Below are 20,490 nucleotides of genomic sequence, written 5' to 3' on the forward strand. Positions count from 1 at the left end.
AGTCCGGAACTCAAAAAGTTCCAGACTGCTGCCCTTAATTTATGGACGCCCCGATCCATATCTTCCTACTAATCAAATGACTAAGAAGTTATTTCTATTCCACTACAATAAATTTTTTGCCTAATAACCACATTCCGCCGCTAATCCCCAAGAAATAAATAGGCATCGTCAGTAATGAACCATTATGAAGAGCGCTCATTCCCCACGTCGCCAAGCTAACAAGCAAATAATAGCCCAAGCTAAATATTGCGCCTGCTGTTCCTACAACATCCTGAAATTGAACAAGAGCAAGACTTAGACAATTAGGTAAAGCAATCCCTGCACCCATTAATAGGACAAACAGCGCTATTAGAATACATACGATCACTATCATGTCCGGCAGCGAGTCAAGACTGCTTGCGATTGTTAATAGCAAGGCTCCGCCCGCCATTACTAGACAGCCGATATGGATTATTTTTTCTGGGGCATAGAGGGTTAATAACCTTTTGGAGATCATTGCTCCTACAATCGACGCCAAAGCCACAATAATGCCGAGAAAACCATAGACTCCTGGCGAAATCTGAAAGTGTTCAATAAATATAAAAGGAGCTTCAGCATAATAGCTGAATAAGATTCCGTTAATGCCTCCAATTAGTAATCCAAACACCAATACACGTGGCAATGCGAGCATTTTTTTGACTATAGGCAGAATAGCCACCTTTTTTCTCATGGAAACATCAGTGGTTTCTGGCAGCTTCCAAAAAGCATACATAAATAACAACACACTCATCATCACTAATGTAAAGAAAACCGCTCGAAAACCAAAAGCTTGATCCACCCATCCGCCAATTAACGGACCTACTGCGGGAGTAAAAGCAATGACCGCCGAGATTTGGGCAAACATAACATGCCGTTTATTCCCGGAGACACTCTCACGAAGAATGGTTTGGGTAATAATCGAACCTGTTGCTGCTCCAAACGCTTGTATAAACCGGCTGACTAACAGCAGATGAATGGATTCTGAGTAAAAACACATCAGGCTTCCCATACCGTATACAAGAAGTCCAGCCAGCATGGAAGATCTCCGCCCGATGAAGTCAGACAACCAACCCCAGCTAAAAACACCTAAAGCAAATCCAATAAAATATATACTTAACGTTAACTGTACAGAACTATTGGTGGCCCCAAGTGCTACTGCGATATCCGGTAACGATGGGGTGTAAATCGTCTCACTAATTTGCGGAAAAGCCACAAGAACAATCATTAAAAGTAACGATGGTGCTGCATATTTTTTCATCTTATTTTCGCCCTCCTACAAGCTTATATCCTCGAACAACTACAAGAATATGAGCCTAGCTAGGGAAATGGGGGCATCATTATGGCAAGACGACTATAGATCATCATGTCAGAAAATCACCTTTCATTGTTATGCTTTCATTGTTATATAGGAGGGCTTACCCGAAAGATATCGGGCAAAGATTTGAGTTTCAATTATTCAACCAAAACATCATTATACACGGTAATAGAAAAGCTCTCAAACGAATCGCTTCGCCTGAGAGCTTATTTATGTTAGGAATTTTGTTCTGATAATCCATGTATAGTTACGCCAACAGCGCTGGATTTCTTTTTGTCCTGAGAAGCATGTAGCTTTACCATCACAAATCTTGCAAACGGCTGTATTAATATACTTTCAGCGAACAGTGCAATCAGGAAATTTCTTGGCCAATTGGCTAAGAAGTGATTAAACGTTTGAGAACTCAACCCGTTTCCGATAATGTCTCCAATAAACGTCATACAAAATGACATCCCTAGTACGGTGAACAAGATACGGAATAGGATTTTGGCGTTGAAGCTATCTGTGGGTTGTGTGAATGTAGCTGTCAGCTTTTCGGCAATACGGCCAATAACAACAGGCTCAATAATCATGACAATTACCCAAATGATCGGAAACACCTTAAGAATCGTTAAGGCAACCTCACCATTAAATTCTCCAACCCCTAAAATGATATTTATTGAAGACATAAACAGTACCGTCAGTGTACAAATGATTGCACCATATAATGCCCCCTCCTTACCGTTTCTTGGTAATCTTGCTTCTTGATTCATGATGTTCTTCCTTTCAATATTGTCGGTAATAGTTTGGCGATAGTTTTTAAGGGAGTTGTAGATTTTTGCGTTAGGCACAACATCATCGCCCCTTCAATCGAAGCCGTCATCCACAAAGCCATATCGGAGGCTGATTCCTGCGAATAACCTTCAGTTACAAGCTTATCGCAGTAAATTCGTTCCATGTTCTCATAGAGCAAGCTACATGCCTGGCGAACAGGTTCACTCACCGTAGCCATCTCACTGACAATACTGCTAAAGGTATATCCGGTAATCGTGCCCTCAGTTTCTAAGTTGTGAACTAACTTGTCAATCATGGATTGTGTAGCTTCTAACGTCGATGGATGCTTTTTAAAAATATCCTCAATATCTATCGTAATTGCTTCATTTAAGCCCTTTAAACAAGCAATTAATAGTTCTTCTTTTCCATTTGGAAAATGATGATAAAGCGCTCCTTTGGTCACATTACAGGCTTTTAAAATTTCACTCACGCCTACATTTTTATATCCTTTTTGCTGAAAAAGAAGTGTCGCCGTCTCAATCATTAGCGATTTTGTATCCACAATAACGTACTCCCCCTAACATACCAACCGGTCTGTTTGTTATTATAACAATATAAAAATGATTAATGTAAGTCTTTTTTGCTTTTTTTTCAAAAAATATTTCATTATTTTCATTTATAACAGCAAAAAAAGCTTAGAAAATTGTGTCGAAAGTGGAATTGTTGCAGTATCACTTGGATTAATGATATCATTCTGAGGAAACTTATCTTACTTTAAATATGAAGGAGGAATACCCGGTGAAAAAGAGATCGCTAAAATATCTATCTTTTGGTATTGGGTATTCTACTGCTGTTTTTTTCTAGAATTAATTATTGATAGGATAGGTCTGTCAAAAATTAAAAGAAACTAAAAAACAGCGGAGATATATAACTTAGATATCGGTATGTATCTTCTATTTAAAGGAGAATTCACAAAATGAACTTAAATAATAATGTTATTACAAGATATAATCCAGAGAATATTGCTAAACCGGTTGGTAACTATAGTCATGTAACAAAAATAAGTAGAAATGCTGAAATGTATGTATTTTCTGGCCAAATTGGAATCGATCAAAACAATCATATCCCTACAGATTTTAACCAACAGGTAACAAATACGATGAGTAATATTGTTGAAGTCCTTTCTTCTCAAAGGCTAACACCTGATAATGTAATCAAAATCAACATTTGGGCTACGGAAGAAATCGATTGGAACCATTTCTATGAAATTTGGAATAAAGTATTCGGCATGACACCTCCTTCAATGACAATTGCTTATATTAAAGGATTAGGGTTACCTGAATTAAAAATTGAGTTAGATGTATGGGCTGCTGGTTAAACCCTAAATCAAGAGGGAGTAATTTAATTTTCTGTACACCAAACGAGCCTTAGAAGCGATTCTAAAGGCTCGTTTTTCTAACTACCCCTTTATACCAAAAAGGGCTCAGTTTCCTGAGCCCTCAAATACTTACCCTACTATGTTTTTATATCTGAAGAATTGTCCCAACATTCCACGTTCTCCAAACCCTCTATGCTATCTTTATAAAAGACAGGGTCCTTGCCTGCACGCTTCTGGCGCTTATAATCCTGCAGGGCGGCAAAGGCCACCTTAGATAATAGAAGAATAGCGATCAAATTCACGATGACCATGAAGCCCATAAATAAATCAGCCAAATCCCATACCAATTGAACCTTAGCTACGGAGCCAAAAATAATCATCGCCAAGACGCTGTATCTATAGAATAGTAATACTTTTTTATTGGAGTTCAAGAATTCTATATTGGTCTCACCATAATAATAATTTCCGATTAACGTACTGAAAGCAAACAACAAAATCATGATCGCTAGGGATCCAGAGGCCCACGAACCAATATGTTCGCTTAATGCCGCTTGTGTCAGCTTAATTCCATCCAGCCCTGGCTGTTTATACGCATCAGATAACAAGATAATAAAAGCAGTACTCGAACAAATAAGTAACGTGTCTGTAAGTACACCCAGCGCTTGCATCAGCCCTTGTTTCACCGGATGACTAGTTGTTGCAGTTGCCGCAGCATTTGGAGCACTACCCATCCCCGCTTCGTTGGAGAATAGTCCTCTTTTCACCCCTTGCAGAATGACTGCCCCAAAAGATCCCCCCGCGATTTGTTCAAATCCAAAAGCACTTTTCACAATAAGCGCCAGAATCGCCGGTATTTCCGTAATATTAATTAACATAATAATAACAGCGGCCCCAATATAGATCCCTGCCATTACCACTACAATATATTCGGACATTCTAGCAATACGTTTAACCCCACCAAAGATAACAGCCGCAAAAGCAGCAGCGACTACAAGTCCAAGAATCACCCGATTAGTGCCAAATGAATTCTCAAAGGCCACTGTAATCGTATTGGATTGAACTGCATTAAATACAAGACCAAAGGATAACGTGATCAAAACCGCAAATACCGCGCCCATCCAGCGTTTTTTCAGGCCTTGCTCCATATAATAGGCGGGACCACCACGAAATCCAGTCTTGTCCTTCACTTTATACACCTGTGCCAGAGTACTTTCAATAAATCCGGACGCTGATCCAATAATAGCTATGACCCACATCCAAAAAACAGCTCCTGGTCCACCTATTGCGATAGCAATTGCGATCCCTGTAATATTCCCTGTCCCAACCCTTGCTGCCATACTGATACAGAAAGCCTGAAACGACGAAATGGAATCTTTTGACCTTTCATTGGACTCTTTAAGGACCCTAAACATTTCTTTAAACATGCCAAACTGAACAAACTTCGATCGAATGGTGAAATAAATTCCACAAACAATAAGCAGAACCACCAAAATTTTCGACCAAAGAAAGTCATTTGTTGCGCTAATCATACTGTCTAACATTTGTTGCATGTGAATCCGCCTCTCCATTGTGTCGATACCCAGTTGCTGAACCTTAAGTTACATAGTATTTTCAAATATAACAGCCCTTATTTCAAAAGCCAACAAAAAAAATTAGCCAGCAACACCATACCTAACACCGGTGTGAGAGCTATTTCTCCATCTTCATCTGAGCTCACAAGCTGCTTTGGATTAATCTAGGCTTTTTTTACATTAATTATATTTAATTACATACGAGTTGTATATATTTAAGGCTTTCACAATTAATAGTAAATAAGGAGGCTGAATAAAAAAAGCAGTCGGTGGAAGAAATGTATGACTACAATGTATGCGCGTATTTATATCGTGGAGAACATTTGGTTTGATCCCACCGTTGTTTTGAACCATCCAACTATGGGATCGCTTGAGACATCCACTTCCAGTGTTATCTTGAATAATCATAGAGCAGATATTTTCGAGGTATTAATTAGCCACAGCTTTAAAATATTGGTACACCTGATTTAACTTCTTATCATGTTTCCCTTTTGGACTCTCCATATTCCCAAATTCGAAAAACTTCACTTTCTTGATGCCACAATATTGAAATAATGCTTTTCTCATCAGCACTTTATGGGAATTATTCAGCCAATATAAAGGATACAGGGTCGGCCCCTTCATGCTGGAAATGCAAACCACAGACTTTCCTTTCAGCAGCCCTTCGGGGATGAGGCCACCCTTTTCTCTGTAAGCGAAATTAGAAGCAAACATTTGGTCAATATAACCGAGCAACATCGCGGGAGGCCGGCCCCACCAGATTGGATACACAAACACAATTTTGTCGGCCTGACGAATCTGCTCCCTATACTTCTCGAGCTTGGGATCGATATGCATGTCTCTTCTACGTTTATTTTCATTAAAGACCAGCACAGGATCAAATTGCTCTTCGTAAAGATCAAGGACCTCTATCTTCGTGATCGTTTGATTCTCATTACTTCCCTGAATGACTTTATTGAAAAAAGCATAACTTAAACTTTTATGATTCGGATGTGTATAGATGACTAAAACGTTCATTGCTCCACCTCTTTAATTATCATTTGATAACAAAATGGTATCACAACCGTTATTTAGTTGTCAAATGATAATTGTATTATGATAATTATTTTGTTAAGGTTTACAATAAGAGGTGATCCTTATGGACAAACAAGCGTTTTTTCAGAAAATTGTTACCTTTACGACAGCAGTCCATGAAGTAACATTTGACTTTACCAAAGATGTTAGACCGGAAGGCATTACGCCCGTTCAATATAGTATTCTGGAATATATTGCGGTTAGCCAGCCTGTTACCCTCAGCCAAATCAGCGATTGTAAGAATATCTCTATGCCGAATACCAGCCGTGAGCTCAAGAAATTAACAGAAAAAAACCTGTGTGAGAAGCTTGATGTCGCCGAGGACCGGCGTAAGCAAATGATTCGGTTGTCTGATGCTGGACAAGCGATGATGAACGAGGCTTTTGAACGGATCGGTGAACGTTTTCTGAACCGGATTAAAGAGGTTCCCCCAGAGGAATTAGCCGAGATTAACCATGCCCTCGATATCCTGCAATCTAAGGTGTTTAGCACCCAGCAATGATCCGAGAAAAAGACAGCAGAGCAGCGGTTCCCCATTAATGGGGGCACCGCTGCTCTGTGTTTTGGGTCGTTGGTTAGCTGACTCAAGACCGATTATTGGCTAGTAAAACCCAACGACTTCGAATCAGCCTCACCTTCAGCTAAATCGCCGAATCGTATTCGTCTACTGAGGCTTTCGGACCCAGATGACGTTATTGGCATGTTTTTAGCCTTTTATGCGTAGTTTCGGACTCCAGCGACGCTATTCCTATGAATCGGGTTCATATTGGGTGTTTTTTATGCCAATAGCTGCTATGCAGTCCGTTGGCATTCCAAATATGCGAAAAAGCTGCATTTAAGGTCAGCTGAGTCCGAAAGACGCTTCCCTAATAATCACCTAATAGAAATAGGCACTCCTCTTAAGGAATGCCTTGATTTGATTATAAGTATTCTTAGCCAGCGAAATGGACTATTTCACCAGTCCGCTGATAAAGGTCTCAAAATTATCAGCCAAACGTGTGATTTTGTATTTGTTATCCCGATCTACATGAATAACCTCAGGTTCGCCATCATTCCCGAATTCGCGGTAATCCAGCATCACCACTTCATTCTCAGAAGGACAATCACAAATCACCACGCCAACTTCAGGATAACGTCCATTTTCAATCACAGTCCGGCTGCCTGAAGCTCCACACAGCGACTTATTCTTATCTCGTCCAATTCCGAGGATACCAGAAATCGTAATAAATTCTCCTGTTCCCGGAATCGGATAACGATTGTTATGAGGAATTCCCCCATTATGTAACTTCATCATATCCACATAGGAAGCAGGCAGCTTGAAGACCAGCTCTTCTTGTACTGAAGTAATCAACGCATCTGAAGGCGGATCAGAGATATATTCTGAGAACGCATACTCGCTGTCATCCCAGAAATTAGTGGTATCCAACGCTATTACAGGCTTCTTTGCAGGTTTGTTTACAGGCTTTCTCGCAGCTTTTTTAGCCAATTTACGTTTGATCCAGCCCAGAAACTCCAATGTGTCTTCATCATCAGGCTCCAGCTGATCGGCAATCGTAAACGCTTTTAAAGCTTCGTCATATCTTTTCAGATAATAATAAGAAACCCCGATACGGTAATGCCAGAGCGGGTCACCTTCACCCTCTTCTTCAATGCTCAAATACTGCTCTAAAGCCTCTTCATATTGACCGAGATTATTAAGCGCCCTGCCCAAATGACTAGTTAGAACATAATCTCTTTCCTCTTCAGGAATTTCCGCGATTGCATCCACGATTTCTTGAAATTCATCTTCCTCATGCCATTCATCCAATTTTGCCAATAACTCATCACTCATCATTAATACCTCCTATTAACGATCACTCAAAATACCTATTAGAAATTATACCATTTCTAACCTATGCCCAGCCAATAACGCATGTCCTAGCCATATCAATCAAAAGACAACTTCCCTTTTTGCTGTGAAAAACAGACCGCAGCGTTTATCTGCGGCCTGTTTTTCGTATACAGAAAACCATTTATTTATGGGTAACTATAATTGCTGCCTTCTATCTTGCCTTTACGACTGCATCCCGTTTTCGATCCTCTGCAGGAACTCTTCAGCGGCACTATAGCCAAGCTGCTTAAGGTACCAATTATTCGCAGCCGCTTCGATCAGGCCAGCCACATCGCGGCCAGGCTGAAGCTGAACTTCAATATGCGGAATTTGCACGCCAAGATAGTCTGTGAACTGGGGTTCGATTTCGAGCTCATTATTCAAGGAATTCTCCCGCCATGGTGACAACTCGATGTCGAGTACAATTCGTGTCTCTTCCTGAAAAGCTCTACGCCCGTACTGCCGTACAACATTGATTAGACCAATACTGCGCAGCGCTAGGAATTCACGGGTCGTTTCATTATGCGTGCCGAGAAGCGTCGCCGGTCCCAGCTTCTTAAGCACAACTACATCATCGGCCACAAACCGATGGCCTCTCCTAATGAGCGTGTGTGCGGTTTCGCTTTTTCCGATCCCGGACTTGCCCCTCAATAGGACCCCTATGCCGGACACGTTCACACACACTCCATGAATTGAAAGTTCAGGCGCCAGCGCCTTCACCAGATAAGTATCAATCTTTGCGATGAACTCTGACGTCGTCTCTTCCGTTCGAAGTAGTGGTATACCTTCTTGGTCGCAGAATAAAGTCAAATAAGGAATCTCCTGCTGACCCGTCGTCACAATAAAGCATGGGGGATGATACTTAACAATATTGCCAATATGTAACTTGCGTTGCTCAACGCTTAGCTTTAGCAGATAATTGATTTCTTTGCGGCCCAATACTTGTACTCGCTTCATGGGGAAAAAATCGAAGTAACCCACGAACTCCAGGCCAGGTCTATGTGTCTTTGAGCGAGTAATCTCACGGTCCATGCAGCTAGCACCCGCAAGCACTTCCAGCTTAAACGTTTCCGTAAGGCTTTGAACGGTAATCGATTTCAATGTTGTTCTCCTCCTGTGGCTACGTATTTTGAATACGTAATACGGTTACCGGGATATATTCAACGACGAATAGAATGATTCCTGCAAAAGAAATAGACAGATCAAGAGATATTAACAACTATGTTCCTTCAAGAAAATTAATAAGGTATATCTCCGGCTGCGTGAGAAATTCTGCAAAACTACATAAATCCGCGTACGTCTGATGTTCCACGTCGTAACAGCCGATCAGGCCTTTTTTCTTCGGATTCCACATAAGCAGCAGATCAGAGTAATTATCTATATCGGCTGACAGACGGAGCAGCTTTTGCCGGCCGATTTTCATTTCAATGGTATCAGTTAATGTGAAAAAGTCGATATATCTAATTTCATATTCATTTTGTGTTAGCTCAAGACGCAGATTTTTTCCAGTAAGAAAGCTAACCAATTCATCAGACAATTTATATTTTCTCAGCTCAAACTTCTTGTTCTCGATATCATGAAATTCAGCCGGCTCTAACGATTTCAAATAGTCAGCCAAAGCTGTATTCTTATTACTCACTGCAATGGTGTACGGGCGATCGCCATCTTTTTCTGCCAAGGTAACGTCTGCGCCACGTTCAATCAAAAATTGTACCATCGCTTGATTACCAATTCTCGTGGCAACTGTTAACGGAGTCGCTTGATAAGGATAGACCATATCGGATTTGTTGTAATTAATGTCCACCCCATGATCCAGTAAATAAGTAACGGTCTTAAGGTCATGATCTGACACCGCTTTGCGTAATACGCCCCCACCATGCTGCTTAATATCTAATCCTAGCTCATGTATGAGCGGGATATTGTTTTTGTTGCCATAGTAGGCCTGCGAATATGCACCTGACTTGACCTGATTAAGCTTGTCCAGTTTAGCCCCTTGTGCTGCAATATAGCGGACGATATCTTCTTTGCAATAGCGAACCGCGAGCAAAAAAGCCGGATTATTCTTCACATTCAGATTTACACCGTGCTGTACCAGCAGCTTTATGACATCCATTCTCTCTGATATAAGCGCCAAATCTAACGGGGTTAACGTAGTATATTGGCTAAGGACGATGCCCTCTTCAATATCCCAGCCTGCTCTAATGGCAGCCTCTAATTCCGGAATGTTTCCATTGTAAATATGCATGTCCATTTGCGGCAGTTCCTGGAACTTCCCTATATCCTTCAGACGGATCATCCATTATCCACTCCTACTTCAAGTATTATGAAGAGTATAGAGAACCGTATAGTAAAAAACAATCCAAACTAAGGATGTTGTTCTAACAAATAGTCCTCATAATATTTAGATCGGCAAGATTATTGCTGCTATTCAAAAAAATAAAAAGAAGCTCCGTTAATACACGAAGCTCCTGTTTACAATTTATGATGGTAAGTAAAGTTGAAGCAGCTTGCTGTTGGCAGCGAGAAAGCTGGCTATATCCCTCTTTATCCTTGGATGTCCCGTCTCGCCTCTTGCTCGGCAAGAATCTCGTTATCTTCCGCGTTATCCCGCGTCACTTTCTGAACGCCAATAGCGCTATAAGAAATCAAGAGAATAACAGCTATGTAATACCCCTTTACATTTAATTCAAATGGAGCATTGTAAAGGCCAATAAAAAACATCGCATACCCGATAATCAAACCCACAAAAGCCATAATTGTGAAGGCCCCTGTGTTTCTCATCCTGTGTTTAGGGTTATCCAAACGAAATTCTTTATCCTCTGTATTGTCCCTGACCACCTTTTGCACAACGATACAGGAAATCGTAATTAACACCATACAGAGCAAATAATACCCTTTTACGTTTAGCTCCCAAGTGTCGTTGTACACTCCCAAACAGAATAGAAAAAGTCCTGCCCCCAATGCAAAATACGATGCCCCCGTAAAAGCAGCCGTGTTGCGTTTGCGATATCTCTGATTCATCTGATAATTCCTCTCCCACTACAGACTTGAATGATGATATATCCTTCTCCACTATACCGTGGAACATCGGTAAAATTCTACCATGAATCAGGTTGTTTTAGGGAATTTCAGGAATTTTTTTACTATACAAATATAAAATAACGCAAACACCGAAAGGACGGTCTCAGTCCCATACAATATAGGACAAAAACCGCCTCCCGCGATCTCAGCAACATATATTAGAAAAATGCTACTGCCTTTCCTGGTCCACCAATTGCTGCTGTGCGAGACGAATCATTTCGCGGACCATCGATCCACCAATTTTACCGCCGATCTGGCCCACCGATTCTGTGCTCAAATGACCATTTTGACCGTGCTCCAAAGGGACACCCAGTTCTTTTGCAACTTCGTATTTCACATCATCAGGCCGCTCCGGATCTACGTCATACCCCTCGCGGCGCATCACTTCTGCTTTAAAAATTTGCATTCCGCGGCTGGCTCCCGGCACTGCATATTTCCTGTTTCTTCTAGACATCCTTATCCCCTCCCAAACCTGTTTTAAATAACATGCCCGGAAACCGGAACCTCCACCCTTATTGACTTGCCCCGATTATTTCCAAGCAGGGCGCCGTTGCAACGCGGCATTCGTAGCACGCAAGGTTACAGCCCAAAATAAAAAAGCCACAGCACTAACAGAAGCTCCAAGCCAACATACCCCGTTCCAGCCATAGTGAGAATATATTTGAGTGGAAGCAATCGATCCGGTAGCACTTCCAATGGAGTAAAAAACCATATACCCTGCGGTGAGCCGACTACGTGCCTCCATGCGCAAGGTAAGTATGATACTTTGATTGGTGACATGCACCGCCTGCACAGCCAAATCAAGCAGAACAATACCAATGACCAATGCCAACAGCGACTGCTCCGTAAAACTGATAAACCACCATGAAATCAACAATAGAAGTAATGCTATGCCTGTCGTTCTCTGTCCATGACCCTGATCAGCTAGCTTTCCCGCCCGCGCAGCAGCTAATGCTCCCACAATTCCCGCCAGACCAAATGCCCCAATTGCAGTATGTGAAAGTGATAACGGCGGAGCACTGAGAGGCAAGACCACAGAAGTCCACAGAATACTGAAAGCAGTAAAAATCAGCAAAGCCAGAATAGCGCGGATACGCAATACTCTCTCTTGCACAAACAACATAAACACTGAACTAAGCAGCTGAGCGTATGACAGTGTTTTTACCTCACGTTCCACATTTGGCAACACCCTAAATAATGTACACACCATACAAAGCATTAAAGCAGCAGAAAAAAGGTATACGGAACGCCAACCTGCAAGATCTGTAAGTATTCCTGAAATGGATCGCGCAAGAAGTATTCCAATCACAATTCCACTTGTGACCATGCCTACGACTCGCCCGCGTTCGGCAGGGGCAGCCATTGTCGCCGCGAACGCAACAAGCGTCTGTGTTACAACAGCGAGTAGTCCCACTGAGGCCATACCTACGAATAGTACCGTGCTGGAAGAGGCAGTACCCACGATAATCAAAGCCACCACAGATAATAACATCTGGCCGATAATCAGGCGGCGCTGATTCAGTAAATCTCCTAGTGGCACGAGCAGTAACAGCCCCACTGCATAAAAAATCTGCGTGATAGTAATAAGAATACCAATGGTTGAATAATCAATACCAAATTCTCTCGACAAATGATCAAGCAATGGTTGTGCAAAGTAGATGTTTGCAACCGACATCCCGCAGACAACGGCAAACAAAAGTGTCATATAACGAGGCATCGAGGAAGCATGAATAGAATCAGATGGCGTATGCGTCTCTTGTGACGAAAGCTTCTCTTTAGTCCCTTGCATTTTGGACACACCCTTTCTCTGTTAAATTTAAATCGCAAACACTTTCCATACCGATCAGTATGTTATTGTGCTCAGTAAATTTATCTCACAAAACAAATGATGTCAACATAAATATTTGATGCCACCGACTTTCATTTGACAATTTATACGACTAGTTCTAGTATTATAAAATACTGTTCGGTAATCAATTATTGAAATCAAATATAAAGAGGGGTGTTATAATGGCTCGAACCCGTGAATTTGACGAGGAAAAAGTATTAGAATCAGCTATGGAGCTATTTTGGGAAAAGGGATATGAGGCTACCTCATTAAGTGATTTAACTTCCAGAATGGGCATTCAACGCCCCAGTATATACTCAGCTTTTGGAGACAAAAAAGAATTGTTCGAAGCTGCGCTACGTAAATATACGATGTCCCATGCTTCTCGTGTCCGAGCCCAACTTCAAAGCAATCCATCCGTGAAAAAAGCCTTTCGTAGTTTTTTTGAAGATGTGGTGGCGGAGGAGTATTCAGGCAGTGTGAACCGAGGATGTTTTTGCATCAATACAATGGTCGAGCTGGCACCTCATGATGAGAAATTCGAGATCCTTACAAGAGAACATCAAATGTATCTATCGGTCATATTTCAAGAAACTATTGAACGCGGTATACAATCAGGTGAGCTTAAGGGTGGTGTAAATGCGAAGGCCTTGGCACAGGCACTAATCGTATCGCTAATAGGGCTTACTGTACTCTTGAAATCTCGCCCAGAGCGATCCTTTGTTGATAACGCGATAACAATGATACTTACTTCGCTTGATTAAATTCAGAGTCTTGATTTAAGTCAATGCCCGACATAGTACTCCTAATTACAATGAAATAAAAGTCCTTTAGGAGGCTATCTTATGGCTATCTCAGAAAAAGACCTGTCGAATCAGCGCAAGTCCGCTTTAACAGCTGGAATATCACTGATCATCATGACCATTGCTTCATTTTTTTCATATGGCTTTGTCCATGGGACTCTTGTTGTGCAAGGCGATGCCAGTGCCACATTTATTAACATCGTATCTTCCAACAACCTTTTCAAAGGGGAAATCTTGGGCTGGATCATCATTATGATTGCTGACATTCTGGTCGCCTGGGCGTTTTATATGTTTCTAGAACCCGTCAACCAAAATCTTTCATTACTCGGCGCATGGCTCCGTTTAACCTATTCCGCTATATTGGCAATCTCTATCTTAACCTTGATATTTGTGCTGCTGCTCACGGGAAACACAAATGGCTTTTCCACATTAACAATCGAACAAACTCAAGCATTTATGATGTTATTTCTGGATGCATTTCAATTCATTTGGTCTATGGGGTTAGTCGTTTTTGGCGGGCATTTGTTAATAGTGGGCTATGTGGCTTTAAAATCCGATGTCATTCCTAAAGTAATCAGCATCCTGCTGCTGCTTGCTTCAATAGGCTATATTATCATTCATCTAAGCAAAATGTTTCTCACACAATATGAGGCAGTCATTACAACACTTAATTTTATTTTTACTATTCCTATGATTGTAGGAGAACTAGGCTTTGGGATATGGCTACTGCTTAGAGGTGGAAAAATCCCCAAAAGTGTATAACGATTTTGCTATTCATCACCGGAATGAACCCGCTTCTTAATTCTACTTAATGACTCTGGCGTAATCCCCAAATAACTGGCTAGTTGATGTTGGGGGACACGGGTAAGTAAATGAGGTCTTTTTTGTAACAAGGCTTTGTAACGTTCTTCAGGATTGGAAGCAATAAAGGAAGTCAACTCATCCTGAACCTCACCCAGGTTTTCCTCTACCATTTTGCGTATCATGGTTTCCAGCTGAGCGTGTTTATGGAGCATATCCTGTTCCGCATTAAGATCACCAACCACCAATATGCTGTCTTCTAGGCAGGTTAAGGTGTACGCTGAGGGTCTACTCTCTTGATGCCGATTAAAAATCGAAACCGCTTGCTCTTCCGTATAAAAATTAGATGTGACTTCTTTGCCCGATTCATCTACCGAGGACTGCCTCACACATCCCTTTAACACAAAAAAACATTTTGAGGGAACGTCTCCTTGTCTAAGGAGTACCGTTCCCTTCTTGTATTCCTCAATAGGAATACCTTCAACAATATCCTGCTGTTCCATTTCGTTAAGAGATGTAAATTTACTCATATACTTATACAATATGCTTTTCATTTATCTCTCCAATCTCATTGCACGACCTCATATAAAGATACCTCTAACCGCTGAATAAAGTGTGACCAATCACCCGTTGTGTACAGCAGAAGCCGATGCATCGCACGCGTACAGGCTGTATAAAAAAGCTTGCGTTCGCTTTCCCGATCATACGTCTGTGTGGAAGCATCATAAATCAGTACGGCGTCGAATTCAACCCCTTTTGCGAGATAAGCGGGAATTACTAAAATGCCCTTCTCAAAAGTGAGCGTCTCCTTCGTAATAAGCCGCAGAGCTTCGCATCCTTGTTTCTTTAATTCTTCATAGGCCGCACGGCTTTCAGCTGCAGTCTTGGTAATAACGGCAATAGAGTCGAGCCCTTCAGCCATCAGCGCCGCGAGATCCTCTTTAATTCTTATCGCCCGCTCTACGTCGCTACTCGCCTTCACTAGGAACGGCTTCTCACCCTCTCTTTCAAAAGGTACGATCTCCTCCTTAGGCAGCAACGCCTTCGTAAACTCCACAATCTGACGAGTTGATCGATAACTTCGAATTAGACGGATCAGGCTCGTTTCATCTTCCCCATAAAGCCGGATCAAAGGCGAATCCACCTCGTGCAAATTCGTTGCTTGCGGGAAAATCGCTTGGCCGAAATCGCCGAGCACAGTCATGCGCGCGCGGGGAAACAGCTGTTTGAGAAACGCGTATTGGAACGGCGAATAATCCTGGCCTTCATCGATAAACAGATGCCGCACCTCTGTGTTCATACGAGTCCCCTCGACAAGTTCTTTTAAATACAGGAATGGAGTCGCATCCTCGCAAAAGAGTTCATCGCGGCTCAGCTTTTCCTTCGTTTGCTTACAGATCCCCTGCCACTGAGCAGGCAACTCAGTCTCGTTTGTCATTCTCCGATAGATGGTTTCATCAATAAACAACTGATCGTATAACCCAATCGTATCTATGAACTTGAACCGTTTGACATCGCGTCTCAGCGGTTTAAAGTGCTCCTTCACAATCATGCGGCGCAGCAGTTCTTCTTCCTGCAGACCAAAGTCAAAAACGTTCTCTTCCCCTTGATCCTGATTAGGAAAATCCCCATAGTTCTCAAGATACTGAGTCGTAAAATCAAAGACGGCTTCCTCCCGCCGATATTTCTTAAGTATCTCACTGTAGGCTTCGGCATACTGATCGGTATCGAGGTAATCGAGTTCATCTTGAACCCAGAATGCCTCCTGTTCCTGACGCTCCAGCGAAGCCAACTGACGCAGTAGCCATTCACGCAATAAAACGATGCGATTAGCCAAACGAATGGAGCTATCATAGCTGTAAAATTGCGATTCCATCTGCTCCGCAGTAATCAACTCGCGATCCCGAAAGCGGATACTATGAAACAACATCCCTTCCTTCCCTAACCACAACGCATAGTTTTGCAGAGCATGCAGAAAAGCTTCTGAAGCTTTATACTGCATGCCAGTTAGCCGCGCTTCATACTCTGGAGAAGCTTTGGACGTCAGTACATATTCAATCTGCTCGAACGGGTCCTCTAGACGAAGCGTAGATCCAAGCCAATAATCAATATACTCCTGAAAGGTAGTTTGCTGCATATTCTCTTCGCCAAGCTCGGGAAGCACCGTGGATACATAACTGTTAAACATCGGGTTAGGCGAAAAAAGAACAATCTGATCCGCCTTGAGCCTATCGCGGTGTTTATATAGCAAATAGGCTACCCGTTGCAGCGCTGCGGATGTTTTCCCACTGCCCGCAGCCCCCTGCACAATGAGCATACGACTACTATCGTTGCGGATAATAGCATTCTGTTCCTTCTGAATAGTCGCCACGATGCTCTTCATTTGTGAATCCGCACCCTTACCAAGCACCTGCTGAAGTAATTCATCACCGATCGTTAAGCTCGTATCGAACACGTTCTGAAGCTGACCCTGACGGATCTGGTATTGCCGCTTCAGCATCATCGTTCCCGAGATTTGTCCTCCCGGTGTATCGTAAGAGGCGGGGCCTGGCGAATGGTCATAATACATACTTGCAATAGGTGTCCGCCAGTCATATACCAGAAAATTCACACCTTCTGCATCGATGAAAGACGCCACCCCGACATAGATTTGCTCACTGGAGTTCAACCCATCTTCTTGAAAGTCCATTCGTCCAAAATAGGGCGACGGCAGCAGCCGTTTCATGTTCTTATAACGCTGCATCCGTTGGCGGTGACTACGCTCCCGTTCAGACAACAACGCTTCTTGCTGTTTTATACTGTAAAAGGTCTCCTCGAAATCCTCATGTGTGCTCGTATTGACCGTAACTTCCTCCCAAAACCGCTTGCGGATGTCCGTTACCTGTTCACGTAATCCTGTCACTTCCGGTTCCAGCTCGCCAACCTTTGATTGCAATTCTTCCGTGACCAAATCTAGCCGTTCCTGTTCTCGCTGCCAATCTTTTTCGTTTAACATTTTTACTAACACGCTCCTTTTCAAGGTTGTTATCAAGAAGCAAAAATACAAATTTGACAAACTGCTAATCCGCATGGTATTATTAATGTATAAATAAGATGTAATAAATCTGTCTAAAATACACGGATTAACAGTGGTCTTCTCATATTATCACGTTATTTCGTTGTGCGCAAATTATATATTAAGAAGAACCGGCAGCTCATGCCGGTTCTTCTTTTTTATTCCTTTTCACAAAGAGTATCCGTTCTCCTGAGTTTACTGATTTTCAGCCTTTAAAGCAGACTTTCGGACTCCAGTGCAGCTATTCTTTATCCTGAGCTTCATTCTAGGCATGTTTTAGGCTGATAGCGACTGTGAGGTCCGCTGTGTCCGATAGCGACTTCACCCGCGGATGAGTTCAATTAAACAGGGAGACCTAACAGCCATTTGATGACTGTTAGGTCTCCCTTATTCCTTATCTTATTTGTTTGCCAAAAAAGCATCAATTTGAGTTTGCAGTTCGGTTTGGATTTTATCAATGCCAGCGGACTTCAGTTGCTTGTTCAGATCTTCAAGACCTTTATCGATATCTTTAATTACGCCGTATTCGAGCGGAATCGCATAACGGAGCATTACGTTACCAATGTTGGCAATTTCCGTTTTCACTTTGCTGTTATCGAATACAAAGGTTTCAAGCGCGTAGTGATAGACATTTGCTTCCCAGCCTTTAGCCAGATCGTTTGCTTCTTGCGGGAATGCTTCATTGTCACGGTTAAGTGGCGAGTTGAAGTTCCAGTTAGAGAAGCCCATAAAGTTCGGATTCTTTTCAAGTGCTTTATATTTGTCATCGCCAACCGCTTCGTAATGTACACCGCTAAGGCCGTACATCATCAGGTCGTGCAGTTCTTTATCATTTTGCATCAGATCGAGGAACATCAAGGAGCGTTCCACATTTCTAGAAGTAGCGTGGATCGAAGTACCGTTTTGTGTTGAAATTGCCACTGATTTCTGCTTGCCTTGGTTGATGTCAGCCAAAGCTACTTCATAAGGGGAATTCTCTTGGCGCATCAAAGCCATAAGTGCTCCAAGTGTTCCGTTGTTGTGTGTAATCGATGCTGTTTTGCCTGCTTTAAAATCGGCCTGATGATCATTTTTACTGTTAAGGACGTTTTTCGACCATGCATTGTTATCAGCAAGATCTTTGTAATATACGAGTAGATCTTTAAACTCTTGGGTTTCATATACGTTAAATACTTGCCCTTTTTCATCCGTCAATTTGAAAGCAAACGGAAGGTCGAGATCAAACATATTCCATTCGTTTTGCTGCTTCAGCAATACACGGTCCAAATTATGAAATTTCCAGTCTCCTGTTTCCGGAGTGAACGGTGTAATTCCTTTTTCGTTTTGCGCTATGGTTTTCAAGTAAGTGGCATACGCTTCTGGGCTGTTGATCTCAGGAAGATTGTATTTCTTACGCAAATCCTCACGGTACAAAATCAGTTTTTCAACGGATTCCCCTCTGTTTTGTGGAACCATGTACAGTTTGCCGTTTACTTTAGCCTGATCCCAGCTCACATCAGACATGGCTGCTAAAGTCTGCGGCATATATTTGGTAAGCAGCTCATCAGTCAATTCCAGGAATCCGCCTTTCAACGCCTGGTCATTGTAGCCAGCCCAGTTTGCCGAATAGATGAGGTCAAAATCTTCATTTGCTGCCAGCTTCAACGGATATTTTTGCGCCCAGTCCGACCAATCCAGGAACTCGCCCTCTACAGTAGCATTAATTTTTTCTTTCAGCTTTTTATTAATCTCAGCAAAAACGCTATCATAGTCTATCGGTTTAGGGCCAACAAAAATCATTTTCAGCTTCACTTCTTTTGAGGTATCAAGGGTGTCTGAGGTAGTTGCAGGTTCTGAGGTGTTCGTAGTGTCGCTTCCCCCCTCTGACGCATTATTTGTAGCCTGTGCAGAAGTATTAGCATTGTTGTTTCCACCACCACATGCACTTAGAATCATTACGAAGGTTAAAACGAGCGCTAGCATTATCAATCTATTTCTCTTCAGCATCTCAAGCCTTCCCCCTTGTGTTTAATTATATTGATAAACCGAGTGTCCCCGGGTTCATCCTTTCACAGCACCAATCGTCAAACCTTGGACAAAATACCTCTGCACGAATGGATAAGCCAGCAAAATCGGGCCAGTGGCCACAACTGTCATCGCCATTTTCAAACTCTCGGTTGGGATCGATGTCGTTACGACTGCCCCTGCACCCATCATCGCTTTGCGCATGCCATCCATATTGCCTAGCATTTTATACAAATAATATTGAAGCGGCATCAAGTTTTCATTCGATACAAACAGCAATGCATTGTACCAGTCATTCCAGTAGGCTAGTGCTAGAAACAATCCAATGGTAGCTAACGCCGGCTTGGATAGCGGCAGGATTAGACGAGCATAGATCTTAAAGTCGCCTGCGCCGTCAATTTTTGCTGATTCTACAATCGCTTCCGGAATGCTGCCCATAAAAGACTTCATAACAATGATATAAAAGACATTGAGCATCATCGGAACCACTAAGGCCATCAGCGTATCCTTCATATGCAGGTAGTTGACCATAAGCAGATACCACGGAACTAAACCGCCGCTGAACAAAGTCGTAAAGAAAAAGAAGAATGAAAATTTATTGCGCCACTTAAAATCTTTTCGGGATAGCGCATAAGCAGTCATCGAAGTCAAAAACAAGCCAAGCACCGTGCCGAGTATAGTAACCCCTATTGTCACTATATAGGCTTGAATCATCTGTTCGGGATACTTAAACAAAATGCTGTAGGCCTCGGTTGAGAAGGCCGTCGGTATAAATTGATAACCATCCGTTAGGATTTTGGTTTCTTCCGTAAAGGATGAAGATACGACAAGTATGAAAGGGAAAATACATAAAACTGAGAGAAAAATCAGAGACACATAACCAATACCTGAAAATATTTTACGATCGAGCTGCTTCATATCGTTACCTCCATTATGAAA

At 42.2% G+C, this 20,490-nt stretch carries 19 protein-coding genes and 1 pseudogene; 4 read left to right on the forward strand and 16 right to left on the reverse strand.

Features of this window, described 5'->3' with window-relative positions:
• Positions 1–94 precede the first annotated feature (94 nt).
• The 3 genes from MKX34_RS31545 to MKX34_RS31555 all read right to left on the reverse strand — a co-directional run bounded on the left by MKX34_RS31545 (position 95) and on the right by MKX34_RS31555 (position 2,648).
• A complete protein-coding gene (locus MKX34_RS31545; protein ID WP_036682310.1) occupies positions 95–1,276 on the reverse strand; it encodes a multidrug effflux MFS transporter in 1,182 nt (393 codons plus the stop codon).
• A gap of 272 nt (positions 1,277–1,548) precedes the next feature.
• Complete coding sequence (locus tag MKX34_RS31550) at positions 1,549–2,085, reverse strand: DUF2798 domain-containing protein (RefSeq protein ID WP_036682312.1); 537 nt, start codon at positions 2,083–2,085, stop codon at positions 1,549–1,551.
• Positions 2,082–2,648 (reverse strand): TetR/AcrR family transcriptional regulator, encoded by a 567-nt coding sequence (locus MKX34_RS31555; RefSeq protein ID WP_036682313.1) that lies wholly within the window; start codon positions 2,646–2,648, stop codon positions 2,082–2,084. The genes MKX34_RS31550 and MKX34_RS31555 overlap by 4 nt, the downstream gene beginning before the upstream one ends.
• Before the next feature lie 414 nt (positions 2,649–3,062).
• Between MKX34_RS31555 and MKX34_RS31560 the strand changes: the two genes are divergently transcribed.
• Entirely contained in the window at positions 3,063–3,464 is a 402-nt protein-coding gene (locus MKX34_RS31560) for a RidA family protein (RefSeq protein WP_036682315.1), read from the forward strand.
• Positions 3,465–3,601: 137 nt separating this feature from the next.
• Here MKX34_RS31560 and MKX34_RS31565 read toward each other — a convergent pair whose 3' ends face one another.
• Together MKX34_RS31565 and MKX34_RS31570 are read right to left on the reverse strand one after the other, a co-directional pair.
• Positions 3,602–5,014: an alanine/glycine:cation symporter family protein gene (locus MKX34_RS31565; protein ID WP_036682317.1), complete on the reverse strand. Its 1,413-nt coding sequence runs from the start codon at positions 5,012–5,014 to the stop codon at positions 3,602–3,604.
• 450 nt (positions 5,015–5,464) lie between these two features.
• Positions 5,465–6,052, reverse strand: coding sequence for an NAD(P)H-dependent oxidoreductase (locus MKX34_RS31570; RefSeq protein ID WP_076296986.1), 588 nt, complete (start codon positions 6,050–6,052; stop codon positions 5,465–5,467).
• A 121-nt stretch (positions 6,053–6,173) separates the two neighbouring features.
• Between MKX34_RS31570 and MKX34_RS31575 the strand changes: the two genes are divergently transcribed.
• The gene (locus MKX34_RS31575; protein ID WP_076105115.1) at positions 6,174–6,611 is read left to right on the forward strand and encodes a MarR family transcriptional regulator; all 438 of its coding nucleotides are present in this window, start codon (positions 6,174–6,176) and stop codon (positions 6,609–6,611) included.
• Positions 6,612–7,058: 447 nt separating this feature from the next.
• Here the strand turns inward: MKX34_RS31575 and MKX34_RS31580 are convergent, their stop codons facing one another.
• The 7 genes and pseudogenes from MKX34_RS31580 to MKX34_RS31610 form a co-directional block, all read right to left on the reverse strand.
• The gene (locus MKX34_RS31580) at positions 7,059–7,940 is read right to left on the reverse strand and encodes an SMI1/KNR4 family protein (protein ID WP_036682322.1); all 882 of its coding nucleotides are present in this window, start codon (positions 7,938–7,940) and stop codon (positions 7,059–7,061) included.
• Positions 7,941–8,162: 222 nt separating this feature from the next.
• A complete protein-coding gene (gene hprK, locus MKX34_RS31585; protein WP_036682323.1) occupies positions 8,163–9,080 on the reverse strand; it encodes an HPr(Ser) kinase/phosphatase in 918 nt (305 codons plus the stop codon).
• A 118-nt stretch (positions 9,081–9,198) separates the two neighbouring features.
• A complete protein-coding gene (locus tag MKX34_RS31590) occupies positions 9,199–10,275 on the reverse strand; it encodes an ankyrin repeat domain-containing protein (RefSeq protein ID WP_076296985.1) in 1,077 nt (358 codons plus the stop codon).
• 248 nt (positions 10,276–10,523) lie between these two features.
• On the reverse strand, positions 10,524–10,760 hold the full coding sequence (locus MKX34_RS31595) for a YiaA/YiaB family inner membrane protein (RefSeq protein ID WP_305953524.1): 237 nt from the start codon (positions 10,758–10,760) through the stop codon (positions 10,524–10,526).
• Positions 10,761–10,787: 27 nt separating this feature from the next.
• Positions 10,788–11,000: pseudogene (locus tag MKX34_RS31600) on the reverse strand (YiaA/YiaB family inner membrane protein); the annotation flags it as partial.
• A 229-nt stretch (positions 11,001–11,229) separates the two neighbouring features.
• A complete protein-coding gene (locus MKX34_RS31605) occupies positions 11,230–11,514 on the reverse strand; it encodes an alpha/beta-type small acid-soluble spore protein (RefSeq protein WP_036682328.1) in 285 nt (94 codons plus the stop codon).
• Positions 11,515–11,589: 75 nt separating this feature from the next.
• Complete coding sequence (locus MKX34_RS31610) at positions 11,590–12,777, reverse strand: MFS transporter (RefSeq protein ID WP_051491242.1); 1,188 nt, start codon at positions 12,775–12,777, stop codon at positions 11,590–11,592.
• A gap of 293 nt (positions 12,778–13,070) precedes the next feature.
• On the opposite strand from MKX34_RS31610, the gene MKX34_RS31615 reads away from it, so the two are divergent.
• The gene (locus MKX34_RS31615; protein WP_036682330.1) at positions 13,071–13,652 is read left to right on the forward strand and encodes a TetR/AcrR family transcriptional regulator; all 582 of its coding nucleotides are present in this window, start codon (positions 13,071–13,073) and stop codon (positions 13,650–13,652) included.
• An 81-nt stretch (positions 13,653–13,733) separates the two neighbouring features.
• A complete protein-coding gene (locus tag MKX34_RS31620; RefSeq protein WP_076296984.1) occupies positions 13,734–14,453 on the forward strand; it encodes a DUF4386 domain-containing protein in 720 nt (239 codons plus the stop codon).
• Between the two features lie 8 nt (positions 14,454–14,461).
• Here MKX34_RS31620 and MKX34_RS31625 read toward each other — a convergent pair whose 3' ends face one another.
• From MKX34_RS31625 to MKX34_RS31640, 4 genes are all read right to left on the reverse strand, one after another.
• Positions 14,462–15,046: a Crp/Fnr family transcriptional regulator gene (locus MKX34_RS31625; RefSeq protein ID WP_036682333.1), complete on the reverse strand. Its 585-nt coding sequence runs from the start codon at positions 15,044–15,046 to the stop codon at positions 14,462–14,464.
• A 14-nt stretch (positions 15,047–15,060) separates the two neighbouring features.
• Positions 15,061–17,487, reverse strand: coding sequence for an RNA polymerase recycling motor HelD (gene helD / locus MKX34_RS31630; protein WP_076296983.1), 2,427 nt, complete (start codon positions 17,485–17,487; stop codon positions 15,061–15,063).
• Positions 17,488–17,946: 459 nt separating this feature from the next.
• Positions 17,947–19,533, reverse strand: a complete 1,587-nt coding sequence (locus tag MKX34_RS31635; protein ID WP_076296982.1) for an ABC transporter substrate-binding protein — start codon at positions 19,531–19,533, stop codon at positions 17,947–17,949.
• 54 nt (positions 19,534–19,587) lie between these two features.
• Entirely contained in the window at positions 19,588–20,469 is an 882-nt protein-coding gene (locus tag MKX34_RS31640) for a carbohydrate ABC transporter permease (protein ID WP_036682338.1), read from the reverse strand.
• Positions 20,470–20,490 lie beyond the last annotated feature (21 nt).

The sequence above is a fragment of the Paenibacillus sp. FSL R5-0636 genome (assembly GCF_037974255.1).
In the GTDB taxonomy this organism is placed as follows: domain Bacteria; phylum Bacillota; class Bacilli; order Paenibacillales; family Paenibacillaceae; genus Paenibacillus_AQ; species Paenibacillus_AQ odorifer.

Bases quoted from the DNA above. Each gene is read 5' to 3' on its own strand.
- MKX34_RS31545 (WP_036682310.1), bottom strand. From the start codon at position 1,276: ATGAAAAAATATGCAGCACCATCGTTACTTTTAATGATTGTTCTTGTG.
- MKX34_RS31550 (WP_036682312.1), bottom strand. From the start codon at position 2,085: ATGAATCAAGAAGCAAGATTACCAAGAAACGGTAAGGAGGGGGCATTA.
- MKX34_RS31560 (WP_036682315.1), top strand. From the start codon at position 3,063: ATGAACTTAAATAATAATGTTATTACAAGATATAATCCAGAGAATATT.
- MKX34_RS31565 (WP_036682317.1), bottom strand. From the start codon at position 5,014: ATGCAACAAATGTTAGACAGTATGATTAGCGCAACAAATGACTTTCTT.
- MKX34_RS31570 (WP_076296986.1), bottom strand. From the start codon at position 6,052: ATGAACGTTTTAGTCATCTATACACATCCGAATCATAAAAGTTTAAGT.
- MKX34_RS31575 (WP_076105115.1), top strand. From the start codon at position 6,174: ATGGACAAACAAGCGTTTTTTCAGAAAATTGTTACCTTTACGACAGCA.
- MKX34_RS31580 (WP_036682322.1), bottom strand. From the start codon at position 7,940: ATGAGTGATGAGTTATTGGCAAAATTGGATGAATGGCATGAGGAAGAT.
- MKX34_RS31590 (WP_076296985.1), bottom strand. From the start codon at position 10,275: ATGATCCGTCTGAAGGATATAGGGAAGTTCCAGGAACTGCCGCAAATG.
- MKX34_RS31595 (WP_305953524.1), bottom strand. From the start codon at position 10,760: ATGAGAAACACAGGGGCCTTCACAATTATGGCTTTTGTGGGTTTGATT.
- MKX34_RS31605 (WP_036682328.1), bottom strand. From the start codon at position 11,514: ATGTCTAGAAGAAACAGGAAATATGCAGTGCCGGGAGCCAGCCGCGGA.
- MKX34_RS31610 (WP_051491242.1), bottom strand. From the start codon at position 12,777: ATGCCTCGTTATATGACACTTTTGTTTGCCGTTGTCTGCGGGATGTCG.
- MKX34_RS31615 (WP_036682330.1), top strand. From the start codon at position 13,071: ATGGCTCGAACCCGTGAATTTGACGAGGAAAAAGTATTAGAATCAGCT.
- MKX34_RS31620 (WP_076296984.1), top strand. From the start codon at position 13,734: ATGGCTATCTCAGAAAAAGACCTGTCGAATCAGCGCAAGTCCGCTTTA.
- MKX34_RS31625 (WP_036682333.1), bottom strand. From the start codon at position 15,046: ATGAAAAGCATATTGTATAAGTATATGAGTAAATTTACATCTCTTAAC.
- helD (WP_076296983.1), bottom strand. From the start codon at position 17,487: ATGTTAAACGAAAAAGATTGGCAGCGAGAACAGGAACGGCTAGATTTG.
- MKX34_RS31635 (WP_076296982.1), bottom strand. From the start codon at position 19,533: ATGCTGAAGAGAAATAGATTGATAATGCTAGCGCTCGTTTTAACCTTC.
- MKX34_RS31640 (WP_036682338.1), bottom strand. From the start codon at position 20,469: ATGAAGCAGCTCGATCGTAAAATATTTTCAGGTATTGGTTATGTGTCT.